At 72.7% G+C, this 19,847-nt stretch carries 19 protein-coding genes; 5 read left to right on the forward strand and 14 right to left on the reverse strand.

The annotated features are described in order from the left end of the window. Positions 1–184: 184 nt before the first annotated feature. From H9623_RS09275 to H9623_RS09290, 4 genes are all read right to left on the reverse strand, one after another. Positions 185–466, reverse strand: coding sequence for a hypothetical protein (locus H9623_RS09275; RefSeq protein ID WP_193719774.1), 282 nt, complete (start codon positions 464–466; stop codon positions 185–187). Beyond that, complete coding sequence (locus H9623_RS09280) at positions 463–1,758, reverse strand: inorganic phosphate transporter (protein WP_193719775.1); 1,296 nt, start codon at positions 1,756–1,758, stop codon at positions 463–465. The genes H9623_RS09275 and H9623_RS09280 overlap by 4 nt, the downstream gene beginning before the upstream one ends. 241 nt (positions 1,759–1,999) lie before the next feature. Further along, complete coding sequence (locus tag H9623_RS09285) at positions 2,000–2,470, reverse strand: VOC family protein (protein WP_193719776.1); 471 nt, start codon at positions 2,468–2,470, stop codon at positions 2,000–2,002. 112 nt (positions 2,471–2,582) lie between these two features. Next, positions 2,583–3,368, reverse strand: coding sequence for an NUDIX hydrolase (locus H9623_RS09290; protein WP_193719777.1), 786 nt, complete (start codon positions 3,366–3,368; stop codon positions 2,583–2,585). A gap of 97 nt (positions 3,369–3,465) precedes the next feature. On the opposite strand from H9623_RS09290, the gene H9623_RS09295 reads away from it, so the two are divergent. Together H9623_RS09295 and H9623_RS09300 are read left to right on the forward strand one after the other, a co-directional pair. Beyond that, a complete protein-coding gene (locus tag H9623_RS09295) occupies positions 3,466–4,503 on the forward strand; it encodes an SPFH domain-containing protein (RefSeq protein WP_193719778.1) in 1,038 nt (345 codons plus the stop codon). Between the two features lies 1 nt (position 4,504). Next, the gene (locus tag H9623_RS09300) at positions 4,505–5,521 is read left to right on the forward strand and encodes a diacylglycerol kinase catalytic domain-containing protein (RefSeq protein WP_193719779.1); all 1,017 of its coding nucleotides are present in this window, start codon (positions 4,505–4,507) and stop codon (positions 5,519–5,521) included. 109 nt (positions 5,522–5,630) lie between these two features. Here the strand turns inward: H9623_RS09300 and H9623_RS09305 are convergent, their stop codons facing one another. The 6 genes from H9623_RS09305 to H9623_RS09330 all read right to left on the reverse strand — a co-directional run bounded on the left by H9623_RS09305 (position 5,631) and on the right by H9623_RS09330 (position 13,767). Next, positions 5,631–6,086 carry a GNAT family N-acetyltransferase gene (locus H9623_RS09305; protein WP_193719780.1) on the reverse strand — a complete coding sequence of 152 codons (456 nt, stop codon included), beginning with the start codon at positions 6,084–6,086 and terminating at the stop codon, positions 5,631–5,633. 179 nt (positions 6,087–6,265) lie between these two features. Beyond that, positions 6,266–8,074, reverse strand: a complete 1,809-nt coding sequence (locus H9623_RS09310) for a glycoside hydrolase family 43 protein (protein WP_321575364.1) — start codon at positions 8,072–8,074, stop codon at positions 6,266–6,268. 4 nt (positions 8,075–8,078) lie between these two features. Next, on the reverse strand, positions 8,079–10,544 hold the full coding sequence (locus H9623_RS09315; RefSeq protein WP_193719781.1) for a beta-xylosidase/alpha-l-arabinosidase: 2,466 nt from the start codon (positions 10,542–10,544) through the stop codon (positions 8,079–8,081). A gap of 7 nt (positions 10,545–10,551) precedes the next feature. After that, positions 10,552–11,514 (reverse strand): carbohydrate ABC transporter permease, encoded by a 963-nt coding sequence (locus H9623_RS09320; protein ID WP_193719782.1) that lies wholly within the window; start codon positions 11,512–11,514, stop codon positions 10,552–10,554. Further along, positions 11,514–12,434, reverse strand: a complete 921-nt coding sequence (locus H9623_RS09325) for a carbohydrate ABC transporter permease (protein ID WP_193719783.1) — start codon at positions 12,432–12,434, stop codon at positions 11,514–11,516. Before H9623_RS09325 ends, H9623_RS09320 begins: the two co-directional genes overlap by 1 nt. A 25-nt stretch (positions 12,435–12,459) precedes the next feature. Continuing rightward, on the reverse strand, positions 12,460–13,767 hold the full coding sequence (locus H9623_RS09330; RefSeq protein WP_193719784.1) for an ABC transporter substrate-binding protein: 1,308 nt from the start codon (positions 13,765–13,767) through the stop codon (positions 12,460–12,462). Positions 13,768–13,958: 191 nt separating this feature from the next. Between H9623_RS09330 and H9623_RS09335 the strand changes: the two genes are divergently transcribed. Then, on the forward strand, positions 13,959–14,978 hold the full coding sequence (locus H9623_RS09335) for a LacI family DNA-binding transcriptional regulator (RefSeq protein WP_193719785.1): 1,020 nt from the start codon (positions 13,959–13,961) through the stop codon (positions 14,976–14,978). Positions 14,979–15,012: 34 nt separating this feature from the next. On the opposite strand, the gene ehuA is transcribed toward H9623_RS09335, so the two are convergent. The 4 genes from ehuA to H9623_RS09355 form a co-directional block, all read right to left on the reverse strand. Then, positions 15,013–15,786, reverse strand: coding sequence for an ectoine/hydroxyectoine ABC transporter ATP-binding protein EhuA (ehuA, locus tag H9623_RS09340; RefSeq protein WP_321575365.1), 774 nt, complete (start codon positions 15,784–15,786; stop codon positions 15,013–15,015). Positions 15,787–15,982: 196 nt separating this feature from the next. Beyond that, on the reverse strand, positions 15,983–16,624 hold the full coding sequence (gene ehuD, locus H9623_RS09345) for an ectoine/hydroxyectoine ABC transporter permease subunit EhuD (protein ID WP_193719787.1): 642 nt from the start codon (positions 16,622–16,624) through the stop codon (positions 15,983–15,985). After that, positions 16,621–17,349, reverse strand: a complete 729-nt coding sequence (gene ehuC, locus H9623_RS09350) for an ectoine/hydroxyectoine ABC transporter permease subunit EhuC (RefSeq protein ID WP_193719788.1) — start codon at positions 17,347–17,349, stop codon at positions 16,621–16,623. Before ehuC ends, ehuD begins: the two co-directional genes overlap by 4 nt. A gap of 13 nt (positions 17,350–17,362) precedes the next feature. Next, positions 17,363–18,358 carry a transporter substrate-binding domain-containing protein gene (locus tag H9623_RS09355; protein ID WP_193719789.1) on the reverse strand — a complete coding sequence of 332 codons (996 nt, stop codon included), beginning with the start codon at positions 18,356–18,358 and terminating at the stop codon, positions 17,363–17,365. 248 nt (positions 18,359–18,606) lie between these two features. Here H9623_RS09355 and H9623_RS09360 point away from each other — a divergent pair, with 248 nt between their 5' ends. After that, positions 18,607–19,371 (forward strand): GntR family transcriptional regulator, encoded by a 765-nt coding sequence (locus H9623_RS09360; RefSeq protein WP_193719790.1) that lies wholly within the window; start codon positions 18,607–18,609, stop codon positions 19,369–19,371. Positions 19,372–19,519: 148 nt separating this feature from the next. Further along, the gene (locus H9623_RS09365; protein ID WP_193719791.1) at positions 19,520–19,726 is read left to right on the forward strand and encodes a hypothetical protein; all 207 of its coding nucleotides are present in this window, start codon (positions 19,520–19,522) and stop codon (positions 19,724–19,726) included. Positions 19,727–19,847 lie beyond the last annotated feature (121 nt).

Consider the following 19,847-nt stretch of genomic DNA (forward strand, 5'->3'; position numbering starts at 1 on the left):
GTCACCTTCACCAGGTTTTCGCGCGCCACGGCGTCAGAGGTGCGGGGCTTTCACCCGACCCCGGTGTATAGGCACCCCGAAGCGGGGGCGCCAGCACGGTGCGGCACCGGCGACCCGACGACGGAGGCCGCCCCGTCGTGGAACGACGGGGCGGCTCAGGGGGGGTCGTGCGGAACAGGAGCCGTCAGTGGCCGCCGGACGCGAGGAACCAGATCCCCACGGCGCACGCGGCCAGCACGACGCCGAAGCACAGCATCGCGGCGGCGCGCCGAAGGCCCGTGGGGCGTGCCGCCGTCGGGCCGGCGTCCGTGCCCGACGGCGCACCCTCCACCGCGAGCGTCGCCGCCGCGGCGGGCGCGCTGAGCAGGCGCACGCCCAGCGCGAAGAGCGCGGGCAGACCGGCGCCGACGAGCGCGCCGGCGACCAGGACCTGGAGCAGTGCGTCGAACTGGATCAGCTCGCTCATGCGGGGACTCCCTCGCGGCGGGTGGCGGTGGTCGGGTCAGCGGCGTTCGCCGTGGAGGCCGCGTCGGCGTCCGCAGCAGCCTTGGTCGCGGCGATCGTGGCCTCGGCCTCGGCCGTGACCTCGACGGCGACCGCCGTGAAGGACTCGGCGGCGTCGACCACGGCCTCGCCCTCGCCGTCCCACTCGTCGTTGACGTTCGAGGCGTCGACCGGCTTGCGGCGCGAGGCGACCCAGATCGCGAGCGAGGTCCCGATGAGGACGGTGAAGACCGCGACGGTCCCCCCCACGCCACCGATCGCGTCCTGCAGCCAGAAGCAGAGCGCACCGACGATGCCGGCAGCCGGCAGCGTCAGGCCCCACGCGGCGAGCATCTTGCCCGCGACGCCCCAGCGGACCTTCGCGCCCGGCATGCCGACGCCCGAGCCCAGGATGGAGCCGGTCGCGACGTGCGTCGTCGACAGCGAGAAGCCGAAGTGGCTCGAGAGGAGGATGACCGCGGCCGACGACGTCTCGGCGGCCATGCCCTGGCGGGAGTCGATCTCGACCAGGCCCTTGCCCAGGGTTCGGATGACGCGCCAGCCGCCCAGGTACGTGCCCAGGGCCATGAAGGTCGCGCAGGCCAGGACGACCCAGAACGGGACGCCCGAGTCGGCCGGGACCGCGCCGCCCGCGATGAGCGCGAGCAGGATGATGCCCATCGACTTCTGCGCGTCGTTGGTGCCGTGCGCGAGCGAGACCAGGGAGGCCGAGCCGATCTGGCCCCAGCGGAAGCCGCGGCTCGTCGTGTCCTGCGGCAGGTCCTTGGTGATGCGCGCGACCAGGAACGTGCCGAGCGCGGCCACGCCGATCGCGATCACGGGGGCGAGCAGGGCGGGGATCATCACCTTGGACAGGACCCCGGTCCACAGGACCCCGCTCGTCCCGACCGCGGCCAGGACGGAGCCCACGACACCACCGATGAGGGCGTGCGACGAGCTCGACGGGATACCCAGCAACCAGGTCAGCAGGTTCCAGGTGATGCCACCCACCAGACCGGCGAGCACCACCTCGAGGGTGATGACGTTCGAGTCCACGATCCCCTTGGCGATGGTCGCCGCGACGGCCAGGGACAGGAACGCCCCGACCAGGTTGAGGACTGCAGACAGCGCTACCGCGGTCTTGGGCTTGAGGGCACGCGTGGCGATGGACGTGGCCATCGCGTTGCCGGTGTCGTGGAAGCCGTTCGTGAAGTCGAAGGCCAGGGCCGTCACTACCACGAGCGCGAGCAGGATCGTCTCGGTCACGTCATCCATGGTGGAGTCTCCGCGACAGGCTTCAAGACCAAGTCGGCGAGTCTTCGACGACTGTTCACCTGGTGTTCATCTGGCGTTCGAAGGTCCTTCGAAAAGGTCCTGTGCGGCCCGTCTGGCGGGCTGTTCCGGCTCGGATTCCGGACGCTCCGAGGTCCGCACCCGAGGCCGGTCAGGCCCTTGTTCCGGTGGGTCTGACCGACCTCGGGTGCGGCCGCATCGAGCGGCGCCGGCGACCGGTCGCTCAGCCCTCCCGCCCCTCCAGGACCGCGAGGTAGTGCGGGTTCTCCATGACTCCGAGCACGTTCCCGAACGGGTCCACGACGGCCGCCGTCACGAACCCGCCGTCACCCTGCGGGGTGACCGGCTGGTACTCGGCGCCGCCCAGGGCGAGCAGGCGCTCGTAGGTCGCCGCGACGTCGTCGACGTGCCAGTACACGACCGCACCGCCGGGCGTCGTCGCAGCCCCCGCGGGCGCGTACGAGCGGTCGATGATCCCGAGCTCGTGCTGGTAGTCGCCCACCCGGAACTCGACGTACGCGGCCGGGGCCGGTGCGGGCGGCATGACGTAGTACGGCGCGACGCCGAGCACCTCGGTGTACCAGGCGACCGCCGCGGGGACGTCGTCGGACCAGAGGCTCACGGTCGTCAGGCCGCGCGGGGTCGTGGCGTCGGTGCGGGCAGGGCTGGGGGTGGTGCCGGTCGGGTCGCTCATCGTCGTGCTCCTTCGTCCGGGCGGGCTCGTCCCGACGACGGTGCCGGGGCGTCGTTCCCACGCTAGCGGCGGGGTGCGACAGCGCACCCGGCGCCCGTGAGGGCCCCCGCCCTCAGCCCGCGGGGCGCATGAGCGGCGGGTTGAGGACGGCGGGCACCGAGGCGGGCGCCTCGTCCTGCCCGACGACGTCGCCCGCCCTCGCGGAGCGCTGCGCCTCGGGCGCGAGCCGGTAGAGCGCGGCCGGCCGACCGGTCCCGCCCGACGTCGACTCCCCCGTCTCGACGAGGAACCCGGGGGTCCCGACCGCCTTGCGGTGGAAGTTGCGGGGGTCGAGGCGCGTGCCCCACACGGCCTCGTAGACCGCGCGGAGCTGCGCGATCGTGAACTCGGGTCCGCAGAACGCGGTGGCGAGCGTCGAGTACTCGAGCTTGGCGCGGGCCCGCTCGACGCCGTCGCGCAGGATGCGGTGGTGGTCGAACGCGAGCCCACCGGGGTCCGCGAGCGCCTCCTCGACCGGGTACCAGCCGACCTGCGCGGCGTCGCTGCCCGCGGTCGGCAGGCCGTAGGTGGGGGCGAGCAGGAGGTGGGCGACGGTCAGCACGGGGCCGCGCGGGTCGCGGCCGAGCGGCCCGTAGGTGCGGAGCTGTTCGAGGTGACCCGGGGCCCCGACGCCGGTCTCCTCGGCGAGCTCCCGGGTGGCGGCCTGCGGCAGGGACTCGTCGGGCAGCACGAACCCGCCCGGCAGGGCGAGCCGGTCGCGGAAGGGGTCGAGGAGCCGTGTCACGAGCAGGACCTGGAGCGTGCCGTCGCGGACCGTGAGCGCGACGACGTCGACCGTCACGGGGATCCGGGCGGCCGTGGCCGGGGTGTCGGCGTGCGGGTCGGGGAGGCGGCTCATGCTGCCCACCCTACCTTCTTATCGTCAGGTTGACGAGAAAGCAGGTCGAGGCTTATCGTCAATGTGACACAAACACCGACGACGGACGGAGCCTCCCATGGCCACCATCAAGCGCTACCCCTGGCTGCGGCACTTCCTCGGCAGCCCCACGGGCGCCGTGATCCATCTCAAGGCAGGGCGGGTCGCCCACCGCGGGATCGGCCAGGCGTTCTGGTTCCGCCCCGGCACCTCGGTCCTCAGCGAGGTCCCGGTCGACGACCAGGAGCTACCAGTCCTCTTCCACGCCACGACGCGCGACCACCAGGACGTCACGGTCCAGGTCAACGTGACCTACCGGTTCGCGGACCCGGCCGTCGTCGCGCAGCGGCTCGACTTCGGGATCGACCCCGACACCGGGGCCGCCACGACGACCGGCCGGGACCAGGTCGCGACGATCATCGGGCAGCTCGCGCAGAGCCACGCGATCGACCACCTCGCGGCCGTGCCCCTGACGACCGCGCTCGAGCAGGGCGTGAGCCAGGTCCGGGCCCAGCTCGTCGAGGCCCTGGGGACGGACGCCAGGCTTGCCTCGACCGGCATCGAGGTCCTCGGGGTGCACGTGCTCGCGGTCCGTCCGGACGGCGACGTCGAGCGCGCCCTCCAGACCCCGCTGCGCGAGCACGTCCAGGCCGAGGCCGACCGGTCGACGTACGAGCGGCGCGCCCTCGCGGTCGAGCGCGAGCGCACCATCTCGGAGAACGAGCTCGCGAGCCAGATCGAGCTCGCGACGCGGCGCGAGCAGCTCGTCGCGCAGGAGGGGGCCAACGCCCGGCGCGAGGCCGAGGAGACAGCCGCCGCGGCGCTCGTCGAGGCCCGGGCGGCAGCCGAACGTCGCGACCTCACCTCGCGCGCGCAGGCCGAGGAGATCCGGCGGCTCGGGGAGGCGAACAACGCCAAGTTCCGGACCGTGATGGACGTCTACGAGGGCATGGACCGGTCGACGATCCTGGCCGTGGCGATGCGCGACCTCGCGGGTGCGCTGCCCAAGATCGGCAGCCTGACCATCACACCGGACCTGCTCAGCGGGGCGCTCGCCGCGCTCACGGGGGCCGGCGTCGCGAACGGGAGCGCCGCTCCCAGCCAGCGCGGAGCCTGAGATGCCCCTCCAGCGGCGCGTGGTCGTCGTCCACCGGCGGACCGAGCTCGACGAGCTCCTCGACCGGCATGCGACCAGGGGACAGGCCGAGTTCTTCCTCCGCACGCGTGGCCGCACGCTCGAAGCGGTCCAGGAGCGGCACGACACCGTGACCGAGGCTCGCGCCCGGGTCGTGGCGGCGATCCCCGAGGGATGGCGGCGGGCCGACGTCGAACGCGCGGACCTCGGTCGGTTCCTCGTGGCCCCCGAGGACGTCGTGGTCGTGGTCGGGCAGGACGGGCTCGTCGCGAACGTCGCGAAGTACCTCACCGACCAGCCCGTGCTGGGCGTCGACCCCGAGCCGGGGACCAACGCGGGGGCGCTGGTCCGCCTCGACGTCCCGACGGCCGTCGCGCTCCTGCAGCGCGCGGGACGCGCGACGCGCGCAGGGACGGCGGCTCAGGAGACGGGTGGGCGCGGGGCTGGCAGGCCCGACGACGGCGCCCCGGGCCACGCGCTCGGCCTGCGGACCGAGGACCTCACCACGGTCGGGGCGTCGCTCGACGACGGACAGGTCCTGACGGCGCTCAACGAGGTCTTCGTCGGCCACCCGTCGCACCAGTCGGCGCGCTACCGGATCACCGCGGACGGCCCGGGCGACGCGGCAGGCCGTCGGGGTGCGAGCCGCCGACCCGTCAGGTCCGAGAGGCAGTCCTCGTCGGGGGTCATCGTCGCGACGGGGGCCGGTGCCACGGGGTGGTGCGCGTCGATCGCGCGCGAGCGCGGCGGGCGCAGCCTCCCTGGGCCCGCCGACCCGGCGCTCGCGTGGTTCGTGCGCGAGGCGTGGCCGTCGCCCGCGACCGGTGCCGACCTGACCGAGGGACTGCTCGACGCGGGCGGCGAGCTCCGGCTCACGGTCGAGTCCGACCAGCTCGTGGTGTTCGGCGACGGTGTCGAGTCGGACCGGCTCGTCGCGTCGTGGGGCCAGGAGGTCACGGTGCACGTCGGGGCGAACCGGTTGCGGCTGGTCGTGGGGTGAACGCTACGGACCGGCGGGGTCTGACGCGTCGGCCCAGGTGCGCCGCCCTGCGGTCACCGCGGGAGCCGGGTGGGGCCGACGTGCATCTGCCTGCCCAGGTACCGCTCGATCAGGCGGGCAGGCGCAGGTGCACGATCGGGTAGGGACGACCGTCGGAGTCGAGCGGGCTGCGTCCCGCCTCCTGGAAGCCGCGGTGCAGGTAGAAGCCGAGCGCGTCGGGGTTCTGCTCGTTCACGTCGACCCGGGTCACACCGTGTCGGGTCACGGCCTCGGCGAGCAGCGCCGACCCCACGCCTTCGCCTCGCGCCTCGTCGGCGACGAACAGCATCTCCAGGCCGCCGTCCGCGATGCCGGCGAACCCGACGGCCCGACCGTCACGCTCGGCCACGAGGAGCTCGACCGCAGGAAGATAGTCGGACGCCAGCGCCGCCTCGATCCGCTCGAAGTCCGCCTGTGCCAGGAAGTCGTGCGTGGCCCGCACCGCGCTGCGCCAGATCTCCACGAGACGGGGGAATTCCGAGGGACCCGCCGTCGGGCGAACAAGGATCTCGAAACGTGCACTCATGCGCTCAAGAGTACGCGCGAGGGCCGGGCGCCTCCGCTGACGCCGGGGTCCCGTGACGGACGCAGGGCGCCGCCGCGCGTGCGACCCGAGACCGAGGACGTCCCCCTCGATGAGGAAGCCGCCGAGGACAGGGCCGATGATGCCGCCCGGCCCGAGCAGACCGAAGATCGCGAGGTGTCCTAAGACCCCCGGTACTCCACGCACTCGACGTCCGCGACGGTCGCGGTAGCCGTCCCGCGGCCCGTCGCGTAGGGCCCGACCCACACGCCGAGGAACCCGCCCGCCTCGGGCGAGCTGAGCCGCCCGCCGTGCACGGTCGCCACCGCGTGGAAGCCGCGTACCGTCCGGACCCCGCAGGTGTAGTCCTGCCCGGCGGCGTGCAGGGCCACGTCCACGGGACCCTCGCCCAGCCCGAGCGGTCCGAGCGCGACGCGGCCCACGACGGCCTCCTCGCCGTCGAAGCGTTCGACGACGAGGAGCTCGCGCCCACCGGGCGCGTCGGCCGCGCCGGGCGACGCCCGCGTCACGACCGCTGCGATCCACGCGTCCTCGGACTGTCGCACCGCGAGCCCGGCCCACTCGTCGGGCCCCGCGGGGTCGACGTCGACGCGCACCGTGAGGTCCATGTCCGTGTGCTGCTGGCGGCGCCCCAGGAACGCGGGGGTCGAGACGTCGGACAGCGTCGCGGGCAGCAGCGGGAGCCGCAGGTGCCAGGGCCGTTCGGTCAGGGACCAGAACCGGTCCCCCGTCCGCACCTGGTTCCACGCGAGGTCGAGCTCGTCGTCCGTCCCGTCGGTCTCGTGCACGACGACGGCGCTCACCTCGGCACCCGGCCCCACCTCGACGGGAGGCCCGGACGGCGCGGGCGACCCCGCCCCGGGGAGCCGCGCTCCGACGTCGGGCAGGGGGAACCTCCCCGCGACGTGGCCGACGCCCGGGGCGACCACGGGCCACCCGTCCTCCCAGACCACGGGCGCGAGGAACGTCTCGCGGCCCAGGTTGGGGAAGTAGCCGCCGTAGGGGCGGCTGCCGAGCAGCACCATCCACCACTCGCCGGCGGCGGTCTCCACGAGGTCGGCGTGCCCGACGCCGACCACGGGGAAGTCCCGGCCCAGGTGCCGGTGCGTGAGGACCGGGTTCGCGGGGTTGCCCACGTACGGGCCGGTCACGGCGTCGGCTCGCGCGACCGACACCGCGTGGCGGTGCTCGGTCCCGCCCTCGGAGGCGAGCAGGTAGTAGTGGTCGCCCACCCGGTACAGGTGCGGGCCCTCGGCCCAGACAGCGCCGTGCAGCGCCCCGCGCCACAGGACGTGCTCGGGGCCGACGAGCGCCCCGGCCGCGAGGTCCAGCTCACGCAGCCACACCTCGGTCTGCCCCTCCCACTCCCCCGGGTCGGCGAGGCGCGTCGCGGTGAGCCACACGCGCGCGCCGTCGTCGGGACCGGCAGCGTCGTCGGGACCGGCAGCGTCGAAGAAGAGCGACGGGTCGATCCCGTCCCCCGCGAGCCACACCGGGTCGGACCACGGCCCGGCGGGGTCGGTCGCCGTCACGAGGAGGTGCCCGCCCTGCCCCTGCGTGTGGACGAGGGTCGTGACGACGTAGAACGTCCCGTCGTGGTGGCGGATCGTCGCGGCGTACAGCCCGCCCGACGACGGCACGCTCGACATGTCCACCTGGTCGGTCCGGTGGATCGCGTGGCCCACCTGCGTCCACGTGACGAGGTCGTGGCTGTGGAAGACGGGCAGGCCCGGGAAGTACTCGAAGGTCGAGGTGACGAGGTAGTAGTCGTCGGGCGCGACGGTCCCGTCGTCCCGGGTGGCCCCGGGGACCCGGCAGATGCTCGGGTCCGGGTGCGTGCCGGGCAGGACGGGGTTCGCGAAGGTCCTGGCTGCCCGTGCTCCGGCTGCCCGGCCCCCGCGCCCGGCTGCCGAACCCGAGGTCGGCAGGGCGACAAGGGTCGGTTGCCTGACGGACCTCGGGTTCGGCACCGCGTCAGCCCACCATGAGCGGCGCGTGCAGCTCACGCGTGTGGTCGACCACGCGCACGTCGCCCACGAGCCGCACGGGCGCCGTGAGCCGCACGTCGGCGCTCGACGCCCCGAACCGCAGCTCGATCGCGCCCGGCTCGACGATCCGCCGGCCGTCGCGCCCAGTGAAGGACAGGACGTCGGCGGGCACGGTCGCGCTCACGCGCGCCGAGGCACCGGCCGCGAGCGGGACGCGCACGTACCCGATCAGCCGCTGCACGGGCCGCACGACCGAGGCCACGGGGTCGTGCGCGTAGAGCTGCACGACCTCCACGCCGTCGCGCCCGCCCGTGTTCCGCACGACGAACGACGCCTCGAAGGCCCCGTCGGTCGCGGCCTCGGCCGTGCCCACCTCGAGGTCCGACCAGTCGAAGCTCGTGTACGTGAGCCCGTGGCCGAACGCGAAGGCCGCGGTCGGGTCGATGTTCGACACGTCGGTCGCCTGCGCGAGCGTCGCGGCCAGGTAGGACGTGGGCTGGGCGCCCTCGGTCCCGGGCACGCTCACGGGCAGCCGGCCCGACGGCGCCACGCGCCCCGACAGGACGCCCGCGACCGCGGGGGTCCCCTCCTCGCCCGCGAAGAACGCCTGGACGATCGCCGCGGCGCCGGGCTTCCCGGGCGCGGGGGTCGCGGCCGCGCCGAGCGCGTAGGGACGACCCGAGAGGATCGTCGCGACCACGGGACGGCCCGTCGCGAGGAGCGCGTCGAGCAGGTCCTGCTGCGCGCCGGGCAGGCGCAGCGACTCGGCGTCGCAGCCCTCGCCGCTCGTGCCGCGACCGAACAGGCCGGCCCGGTCGCCCAGGGCGACCACGACGACGTCGGCCTCGCGGGCCAGGTCGACCGCCGCCGCGATACCCTCGGCGTCGGCCGCCGCGACCTCGGCCGTGCTCACGGCCCCGGTCGAGGACGGGTCGCTCGTGCCGTCGAGCGTGATCGCGGGCAGCACGTCGAGCGTGACGCCCGGCAGCTCGGCGCGCAGCGACGCGGCGAGCGTGGGCAGCGAGATCCCGAGCGGGACCTCCGGGTGGGCCAGGCCCACGTGCGCGGGGAACGAGTAGCAGCCGAGCACGGCCATGGGGTCCTCGGCCGTGGGACCCACGAGCGCGACCCGGCGCACGTCGGGGCCGAGCGGCAGCACGCCGTCGTTCGCGAGCAGGACCACGGCCTGCTCGGCGACCTCGCGGGCCAGCGCCCGGTTGGCGGGGCCGTCGAGGTCGACGGTCCCGCGCAGCGCGGCCACGGCCGCCTCGTCACCGGGTCCGGCGACGGCCGCGAGCACGTCCGCGGGCACGTCGCGCAGCACGCCCGGGACCGGGTCCCAGCCCGCGTCGAGCAGGCCGAGCTCGACCTTCTGGCGCAGCACGCGCTCCAGGGCGCGGTCCACGAGCGCGACGTCGACCTCCCCGGCCTCGAGGGCCGCGACGAGCGGCTCGCCGAACGTCTTGACGGTCGGCAGCTCGACGTCGACGCCCGCCGCGAGCGCCGCCGCGGCGGCCTCGGCCCAGTCCCCGGCCACGCCGTGCATGATCTTGAGGAACGCGATCCCGAAGTAGTCGGCGACGACGGTCCCGTCGAAGCCCCACGTGTCGCGCAGGAGTCCCGTGAGGAGCTCGCGGTCGGCGGCCGACGGGATGCCGTCGGTGTCGGTGTAGGCGTGCATGACCGAGCGCACGCCGCCCTCGCGGACGGCCATCTCGAACGGCGGCAGGATCACGTCGGCGCGCTCGCGCGCCCCCATGGAGACGGGCGCGTGGTTGCGGCCGCCGCGCGAGGCCGAGTAGCCCGCGAAGTGCTTGAGCGTCGCGACGATGCCCGCGGACTCCAGGCCCTGGACGTACGCCGTGGCGACGGTCCCCACGAGGTACGGGTCCTCGCCGATGGTCTCCTCGACGCGGCCCCAGCGGGCGTCGCGCACGACGTCGAGCACGGGGGCCAGGCCCTGGTGCACGCCGACCGAGCGCATGTCCTGCCCGATCCGCTCCGCCATGCGACGCACGAGCGCGGGGTCGAACGTCGCCCCCCAGGACAACGGCACGGGGTAGGCCGTCGCGCCCCACGCGGCGAACCCGGCGAGGCACTCCTCGTGCGCCACGGCCGGGATGCCGAACCGGTTCGCGGAGCGCACGCGCTCCTGCGTGCGCAGCAGCGACAGCGCACCCAGGGCCGGGTCGACCGGGTTGGTCCCGAAGGGCCGGGTGAGCTGCCCCAGCCCGTCGGGCAGGATCGCGTCGAGGTCGACGCCGTCCTCCATGTCGTGCTGGTGCGGGGCGACCTCGCCGCCCTCGGCCGATGCGCCGACCCACACCCCGAAGAGCTGGGCGACCTTCTCCCGGAGGGTCATCTCGGCCATGAGGGCCTTGACACGGGTCCCGGTGCCGACCGTCGGGTCGGACCACACGGGCAGCTCGGTCTGGTTCGTCTGAAGAGTCATCGTGGAGCTACTTTCCGCCGACGCCCATGAGGCCCTGGACCAGGGCACGCCGGGCGAACAGGTACACGAGCAGGATCGGGATCATCGACATGACGACCGCCGCGAGGAGGCCGGGGATGTTGACGCCGTACTGCGTCTGGAAGTTGAAGAGGCCGAGCGTGATGACCTTGGTCGCCTCGGACTGCGTGAGGATCAGGGGGAACAGGAACCCGTTCCAGGCCTGCAGCGCCGAGTAGACGACGATCGTCGCGACACCGCCCTTGGACAACGGAAGCACGAGCTGCAGGAACACGCGCCTGGGCGACGCCCCGTCGAGGGCCATGGCCTCGTACAGCTCGTTGGTGATGTCACGCATCGAGCCGCTGAGGATGATGGTGCAGATCGGCAGGCAGAACGCCGCGGTCGGCAGGATCACGCCGATCAGGTTGTCGTACAGGCCCACGACCGAGATCACGTAGAAGATCGGGACGATCACGGCGCTCGCGGGGACCGCGAGGCCCAGCAGGAACATCCGGAAGATGCCCGTGGTGGCCCGGGAGCGGTTGCGCACGATCGCGTACGACAGCGGCGGCACGAGCAGCACCACGATCCCGACCACGGCGACCGTCACGACGACCGTGTTGAGGAAGTAGCGGCCGAAGCCCTGCTCGAACGCGTTGGTGAAGTTGTCGAGCGTGAACGTGGTCGGCAGGGACAGGGGCCCGCCCTGGGCGTACCCGGCCTGCGTCTGGAACGACGCCGTGACCAGCACGTAGAGGGGGATCGCGACGATCAGGAGCCAGATCGTGACCGCGATCCCGGCGCCCCAGTTGGGCCGGTTGCGGCTGCCCCGGCCCGCCCGGCCGCCTGCCCGACGCCGCCGCGCGCCGCCGTCCTGCGTCCCGCCCGGGCGGGACGCACCACCCGGGGTGGGCGGCGTCGTCGGGCCGGAGGCGTGCTCTGCGGGGGTGACGCTCAGGTCGTTGCTCATCACACGCCCTCCAGCTCGCTGCGCATCTTGTCGTACCCGGACAGGCGGACCGTGACCAGGGAGATCGCGGTCGCCGCGACGACCAGGACCACGGCGATCGCGGACGCGAGGCCGAAGTCGAAGCCGCGGAACGCCTTCTGGTACATGTAGAAGGCCGTGATGGTCGTGTCCGTGCCGGGTCCGCCGTTGGTGAGGATGAGGACCGTGTCGAACGTCGTCAGGCCGCCGACGATCATGAGGATCATCGAGGTGATCATGGTGTTCCGGAGCTGCGGGAGCGTGATCGCGAAGAACGAGCGGACGCGCCCGGCGCCGTCGATCTCGGCCGCCTCGTAGAGCATGGGCGGCACTGCCTTCGCGGCCCCCTGGTAGATCAGGGCGTGCAGGGGCGTGAACTGCCACAGGCTCACGAACACCAGGACCGCGATCGCGGTCGACTGGTTGCCGAACAGGTTGCCGTCGCCGAACAACCACTCCATCTGGGCCGGGACGCCGAAGTTCGGGTCGAGCACCGCGCGCCACAGCACGGACACCGCGGCCGCCGACAGCAGCAGCGGCACGAAGAAGATCGCCGAGAGCACCGCGCGGTTCCACTGGTGGCCCGCGGCCCACACGCCCAGCAGCATCGCGACCGGGGTCTGGGTCACGACGCCGAGCGCGGTCAGCAGGAGCGAGAGCCCGATGCTCTTGAGCATCACGGGGTCGTCGAGGAGGCGGGACCAGTTCTCGGTCCCGACGAACTCGGGGCTGCCCAGCCCGCTCCACTGCGTGAACGACAGCACGAGCACGAGGACCATGGGCAGGAGGGCGAAGAGCCCGAAGAACAGGGCGGCGGGCAGTGCCCAGACCACGCCCGGGCGGCCGACCTGCTGGTCGGCGGCGCCCGGGCGCGTGCGCCCCTGGGGTGCGCGGGTGGTCATGTCGATCTCCGTCCGGGGGACCGGGTCAGCGCGAGGCCGGCAGGGACTGCATCGCCTGGATGAAGCCGTCGGCGTCGATCTGACCGCTGAAGAACTGCTGGACCGCGATCTTGAGCGGGGTGCCGGCAGCCGGGGGGAACGCCTGGTCCCAGGACATCTGGAAGTGCGGGGCGTTCTTGACGAGGTCGAACTGGAAGGCGGCGTAGTCGGGGCTCGCGGCCTGGTCCAGGAACTGCTCGGTGTTGGTCGTGGTCGGCAGGTTGCCGATCGCGAGCTGCGCCTCGACGAACTCGTCCGAGTACATGAGCTTCAGGAAGTCGCGCACGGTGTCCGGGTAGCGGGTCTTGGCGAGCACCGAGTAGAAGTTGTTGGTGTTGCCCGTGATGTTGGCCGCGTCGCCCTTGCCGCCGTCGATCGCGGGGAACGCCGTGTAGCCGAGGTTGGCGTCGGTCCACTCGGGCTCGACGTCGTAGTGCGTCGAGTAGTTCCACGAGCCCATGAGCTCGAACGCGGCCTTGCCCGTGCGCAGGAGGGCGGGCGAGCCGCCGTCGGTGAACTTCACCGAGTCGAAGTTGGTGCCGAAGGCGCCCGCCTCGATGAGCTCGGAGAGCTTGTCGAGCGCCTCACGGCTCTCGGGCGAGTCCCACACGTCCGACTCGCCCGCGAGGGCCTTCTCGAAGAGCTCGGGGCCTGCGACGCGGTCGAACGCGTACTGGTACCACATGAGGGTCGGCCACTGGTCGGCGCCGCCGAGGGCGATGGGGGTCACGCCCTTGGCCTGGAGGGTCTCGACCGCGGCGAGCAGCTCGTCCCAGGTCTCGGGGGCCTCGATGCCGGCGTCCGCGAGGACCTGCTTGTTGTGGAACAGCATGACGGGCTGCGTGCCGCGCATGGGGATGCCGTAGGACTTCCCGTCGATCACGGCCGAGTTGAACACCGCGGGCAGGAACGCGTCCTTGAGCTGGGGGTCCTCGGCGATGAAGTCGTCGAGGGGCAGGAGCAGGTCGGCGTCGACGAAGGGCTCGATCGAGCCGCCGCCCCAGTTGAAGAAGACGTCCGGCGCCGCGTTGGTGTCGATGATCGTCTGGAGCTTCTGCTGGTAGTCGGCGCCCGGGATGGTGTCGAGGACGACCTTGACGTCGGAGGTCGCGTTGAAGGTGTCGACCATCTGCTGCTCGACCTTGTTGGTCGCGTCCCCGTAGACCATCACGTGGATCTCGTTCTCGGGGCGGCTCGACCCGCCGGAGTCTCCGCTCGCGCACGCGGCGAGCGGGAGGACCAGCGCCGACGCCACGGCCGCGGCCGTGAGCGACTTCCGCGTTCTTGTGTTCATCATCGAACCCTTTCGAAAGTTTCGGCGTCTGCGCCGAAAGTACTCGGTTGCCCTGGACTCTAAGACTCGAAATCCTCAGGGTCAACACCGACGCCGAACTGTTATCAACCGCGAGAACCTTGAGAAGGCTTCCGCAACACCGCCCAAAACACCCATCGAAAGTTTCTGCCCGAGGCGCTACGCTGGCCCGCATGACCGACGACGTTCTTCCCGGCCGGGTCACGCTGGCCGCCGTGGCGGCCGAGGCCCAGGTGTCCCTCTCGACCGTGTCCAAGGTGCTCAACGGACGCACCGACGTGTCCGCAGGGACCCGCGACCGCGTCGAGGCGCTGCTCGTCCAGCACGGCTACCGGCGCCGCAAGAGCCCCACCGCCTCGGCCCCCCTCATCGAGATCGTGTTCCACGAGCTCGAGAGCATCTGGGCCATGGAGCTCATCCGCGGCGTCGAGGACGTCGCGCGGGAGAACGGCGCGAGCGTCGTGCTCACCGAGAGCGGCACCCGCCACGCGCCCGGGCCCGAGTGGATAGAGGGCGTCCTGGCCCGCCGACCGCTCGGCGTCGTGCTCGTCTTCTCGACCCTCCCCGCCGCCGTCAAGGAACAGCTCCGGTCCCGGGCCATCCCGTTCGCCGTCATCGACCCCGCAGGGGACCCCGAGCCCGACGTCCCGTCGGTCGGCTCCGCGAACTGGCAGGGCGGGCTCATGGCCACGCGCCACCTCATCGAGCTGGGCCACCGCCGCATCGGGGTCATCACGGGACCCGAGGACATGATGTGCTCGCTCGCTCGGCTCGACGGCTACCGCTCGGCGCTCGGCACCGCCGGGATCGCCGCAGATCCCGACCTGGTGCGGTTCGGGGACTTCCACCCGCAGGGCGGCACCGACCGAGCCGAGGAGCTCCTGAGCCTGCCCGAGCCACCCACCGCGATCTTCGCGGGCTCCGACCTCCAGGCCCTCGGCGTCCTCGAGGCCGCGCGCCGCCACGGCCTGCGCGTCCCCGAGGACCTCTCGATCGTCGGGTACGACGACGTCCCCGTGGCCCGCTGGTCCAGCCCCGCCCTCACCACGGTCCACCAGCCGCTCCAGGAGATGGGCCAGGAAGCCGCCCGGCTCGTCCTCAAGGCCCGCGACGGCGACGTGACCAACACGCGCATGGACCTCGCGACGAGCCTCGTGGTGCGCGGGAGCACAGGGCGGCCCGCCGCGGGCTGACGCCGCGCGACGGGCCGAGTGCGGAACAGGCGGCTCAGCCCGCCAGCACCGCCTTGAGGAACTCCTGCGTGCGCTCCTCGCGAGGAGCGCTGAACATCGTCTCGGGGTCCGCCTCCTCGACGATGCGCCCGTGGTCGAACATCAGCACGCGGTTCGACACGTCACGGGCGAACTGCATCTCGTGCGTCACGATGAGCATCGTGATGTCCGTGGTCTCCGCGACCTCGCGCAGCACCCCCAGCACGTCGGCGACCAGCTCCGGGTCGAGCGCGCTCGTCACCTCGTCGAGCAGCAGGATCTCCGGGTCCATCGCCAGGGCACGCGCGATCGCGACCCGCTGCTGCTGCCCGCCCGAGAGCTGCGTGCACCGGGCGTCGGCCTTGTCCCCCAGACCCACCTGGTCGAGCAGCTCCTTCGCGCGGTGCACGGCCTGCTCCTTCGAGATGCCGAGCACGTGCACCGGCGCCTCGACGATGTTCTCCAGGACCGTCATGTTGGGGAACAGGTTGAACTGCTGGAACACCATCCCGACCCGCTTGCGGACCAGGCTGCGGCGCCGCTCGCTCAACGCGACCCGACGACGACCCTTCATCTCGTGCGTGTACGGGTCACCGTCCACCAGGATCAGGCCCGCGTCCGACTCCTCGAGCGTCATGAGGAGCCGCAGGATCGTCGTCTTGCCCGAACCCGACGGACCGATGAGCGTGACCCGGTCCCCCTTCGCGACCGAGAAGTCGAGTCCGTCGAGCACCGTGTTCGCGCCGAACCGCTTGACGACCCCCCGCAGCTCGATCGCCGGCGGAGCCACCGGACCCGAGCCCGACGGCGACGCGCACGGCGCGACCACCGCCCGGGGTGCGGGCGGACGCGAGGCGAGCGGCGCCGTCGGGCCGGCGTCACGGGGCGCGACCGAAGGACCGTCCGATGGACGGACCCCAGGACGGGACGGGCTCACAGCGGAAGCCATAGGGGCGTCGACCGGAGGGATCGGGACAGGGGGCGTGCTACGCAAGGCGGGTCTCCAATCTGCGCACCAGCAGGGACGTCGGATAGCTCGCGACCAGGAACAGGATCCCGACGAGCGTGAGTGCCTCGGTGTAGACGAACGTGCGGCTGCCGTACTGCTCGGCCGCAGTGAACATCTCGACCACACCGATCGCGAAGAGGAACGGGGTCTCCTTGAACATCGAGATCGCATAGTTGCCCAGGCCGGGCAGCGTCTTGCGGACCGCCTGAGGAAGGACCACGGCCCGCCACGTCCGGGCCCGCGGCAGGTTGAGCGCCTTGGCCGCCTCCCACTGCCCGCGCGGCACCGCGTCGATCCCCGCCCGGTAGACCTCCGACATGTACGTCGCGTAGTGGACACCCAGCACCACGAACCCGATCGTCATGGCCGACAGGTCCGTGAGCAGCAGGTACGCGAAGACCAGCTGCACGAGCAGCGGGGTCGACCGGACGAACTCGACCGCGACGCCCAGCGGCACCGTCAGCCACCGGTTCGACGACCGCCGCGCGAGCGCGACGACCAGGCCCAGCACGGCCGCGATCGCCGTGCCGACGAACGTCGCGAGGAGCGTGACCTTGAACCCCTCGAGGATGAACGGCAGGACGTCGGCCGCACGCTGCCAGCTCCACACGTCGCTCATGCGGCACCCGCTCTCACCGGTCGACGGCCGGGCACGACCGACAGCACCTGCCGCAGCGACGGCCCCGCACCGACCCGGTGCTTGGCCCGGACCTCGAGCGCGTTCATCAGGAGGGTCAGCGCGTAGGCCAGGAGGAAGTACAGGACCAGGCCCACGCCGTAGGAGAAGACGGTGTCCTGCGTCCCTCGACGGAGCTGCTCGATGAAGTAGTTGAGGTCGTGCAGCAGGATGTACGTCGCGAGCGCCGACCCCTTGACGAGCTGGATCAGGAGGTTCGTGAACATCGGGATCATCAAGGGCCACGCCTGCGGGAAGACGACGCGCCGCATGCGGTGCACCGGACTGAGGTCGAGCGCGACCGCGGCCTCCCACTGCCCGGTCGGGACGGCTGCGAGCGAACCACGCACGACCTCCGCGCCGTAGGCCCCGAAGTTGAGGCCGAGCGCGAGGATGCCGCACACGAGCGACTCGAGCCGGAACCCGAAGACCGGCAGGACGTAGAAGAGCCAGAAGAGCTGCACCACGAGCGACGTGCCGCGCAGCAGCTCGACGACGACGCGCGACGGGCCGCGCACGAGCAGCGAACCGGTCCGGGACCCGAGGCCCAGGAGCACCGCGACGACGAACGCGAGCGCCGCACCACCGACCGTGAGCTGGAGCGTGACCAGGACCGCGTCACCCAGCCTCGGGAGCGAGTCGAGGAGGATCTGGAGATCGTCGGACATGGGGAGCGGCCTCTCAGCCGTCCTGCCCGAGCTCGGGGGCGAGGTCCTGCGCCAGCGCGTCGAGGTCGCCGCCGCACAGCGCCTCGGTCGTCAGACCCTCGACGGGGCGCTCGGCGGCCGTGAAACCGTACTCACCGACGATGCTCAGGTAGCGCTCCTCGTCCGCGACGATCTCCGCGAGCTTCTCGTTGTAGGCCGCGAGCAGCTCGGTGTCGTTCGTCCGGAAGACCGTGCCGCCTGCGCCGATCTGCGGGACGCCGTCGATCTCGGCGACGAACGACTCGGTGACCTCGACCGGGGCGGACGCACCCTCGACCAGGTTGTTGAGCGAGATGCCCGTCAGGGCGAACGCGGCGGCACGGCCTGCGGCGACCGCGTCGAGCCCGTCCTGGGGAGTGCCGACCTCGAGGTGGTCGAGCCCGAGCGCGCGGGCGTAGTCACCCTCGACCGCGCCGCTCATGGTCGCGAGCCTGATCCCCGCGTCCTGCACGGACTGCATGTCGGTGAGGTTCGCCGGGTTGCCCTCGGGCACCAGGAAGGCGGTCGTGTACATGAACTCGGGCTCGCTGAACGCGGCCTGCTCGCAGCGGTCCGGCAGGATCGACATCCCGGCGCTCACGGCGTCGAAGCGGCTCGCGGTGAGCCCCGGGATGAGCGAGCCGAACTCGGTGTTGACGCCCTCGACGGTCTCGATCCCGAGCTCGGCGAAGATCTCGCGGTGCAGGGCGACGGTGGCCCCCGTGAGCTCGCCGCCGTCCTCGTAGCTGTAGGGGGCCTCCCCCGCGAAGCCCACGGACACGGTCCCGGACTCGCGCAGCCGGTCGAGGGCGCTGCCGTCACCGGCGTCGGCCGTGCTGGTGCAGGCCGACGTGAGCCCGAGCGCGACGAGCGTCGCCGAGACGGCCAGGGTGCGGGACCGGCGGGCCGCCGTCCCAGGTAGGCGAGCGCCGGCGGCGGTGGCGGTCCGGCGGGCTGCGCGGCGGGTGGGGGCGGGATGCGAGGCGGTCATGATTCCCTTCGGCTTCCGGGGCGCGCTGGTCGTTCCCGGGGTGAGTCGGCTGAATGGTCGGCCACGCTAGCGCGTGTCGGACCATTGAACAATCCGCAATTCCGACTGTCAGATTGTCTACAATGGAGTCGGTCGTCGGGGTGCAGCCGCAGGATCCCGCTCCTGGCGCGCCCGGCCCGGTGGTGTGACACGGCCCGGAACCGAGGATGATGAGAGACCAGATCGTGACCGAATCGAAAGGAGGGTCGATGGCCCCGACGTCACGGGCACCACTCGGCACCGCCCCCCTCATGTCCCCGGTGACCCGTCCGTCCACCGTCGACCTGATCACCGTCGAGCTCCGCAACGCCATCTACTCGGGCGTCCTGCGCGTCGGGTCACCCCTGCGCGAGATCGAGATCGCCGGGCAGCTCGGCGTGAGCCGCGGACCGCTCCGCGAGGCAGCACAACGCCTCGTCCAGGAAGGCCTGCTCACCGCGACCCCCGGGCGCGGCCTCAGCGTCGTCCGCATCGGGCTCGACCGCGTGCCCGCGCTCTACGAGGCGCGCAAGACCGTCGAGACCGCCGCGGCGCGCCTCGCCGTCGCCCGAGCGGACCAGGCCGGCATCGCCGCGGTGCGCGCCGCGCACGACGAGCTCGTGTCCGCCGGGCGCAGCGAGGACGCCCGTCGCATCGGCGACGCAGACCTCAACGTGCACTGGGCCCTCGTCGCCGCGAGCGGGAACCCGTGGCTCGTGCGCTGGATGACCACGCTCATCGTCGAGGTCCGCGTCGCGAGCTTCACCGTGAGCGGCGAGTACGCGGTCCGCAAGGACTCGGCCGAGTACCACGAGGACATCGTCGACCGCCTCGAGGCCCGCGACGCCGACGGGCTCGTCGCCGCGATCACCGCGAACCTCGACGGCGCCGTGGAGCGCCTCCTCGCCCCGCAGGCCGCGGACGTCGAGACGCTCGAGGAGCCGCAGCCCGCCACCACCATGCGGCTCGACCCGATCGAGTCCCCGGGCCTCTGACGCGGCACGCGCCGGTGGCCGGGCCGCTAGTCCACCCCCGGCGCCCCCGCCACCGGTGCGACACGTGACCCTCTTCACCCCCTCCCCACCGCACCTGGCGGGGCGGTCCATGCCTACCGTGGGGAACGCACACCCCGGAGGTACGACCATGAGCACCCAGCACGCCACCGAGCCCGCCCCCGTCACGGCGGGCATCTCGCGCCGCGAGATCCACCACGCCGCGACGCCGGTCCGCGCCCCGAGCCTCTGGCAGCGCCTCAACGGCACCCCCGCCCACCCGGTCGCGCTCACGGTCGGGACGATCACGGTCGGGCTCCTCGCGGGCCTCGGCGCCGGAGCCGCGCTCGGCCTCTGACAGGACCTGCGGCCCGGCCGCACCGCTGAGTGCGTAGGAGCAGCCGCGCATCGGCCGGCCGGACGACTCCTTCTCGGCACCCAGCGCTCGCCGGACGCCCGGGGCGAGCTCCGCCGTCGGG

The organism is Oerskovia douganii, from assembly GCF_015142735.1.
Taxonomy (GTDB): domain Bacteria; phylum Actinomycetota; class Actinomycetes; order Actinomycetales; family Cellulomonadaceae; genus Oerskovia; species Oerskovia douganii.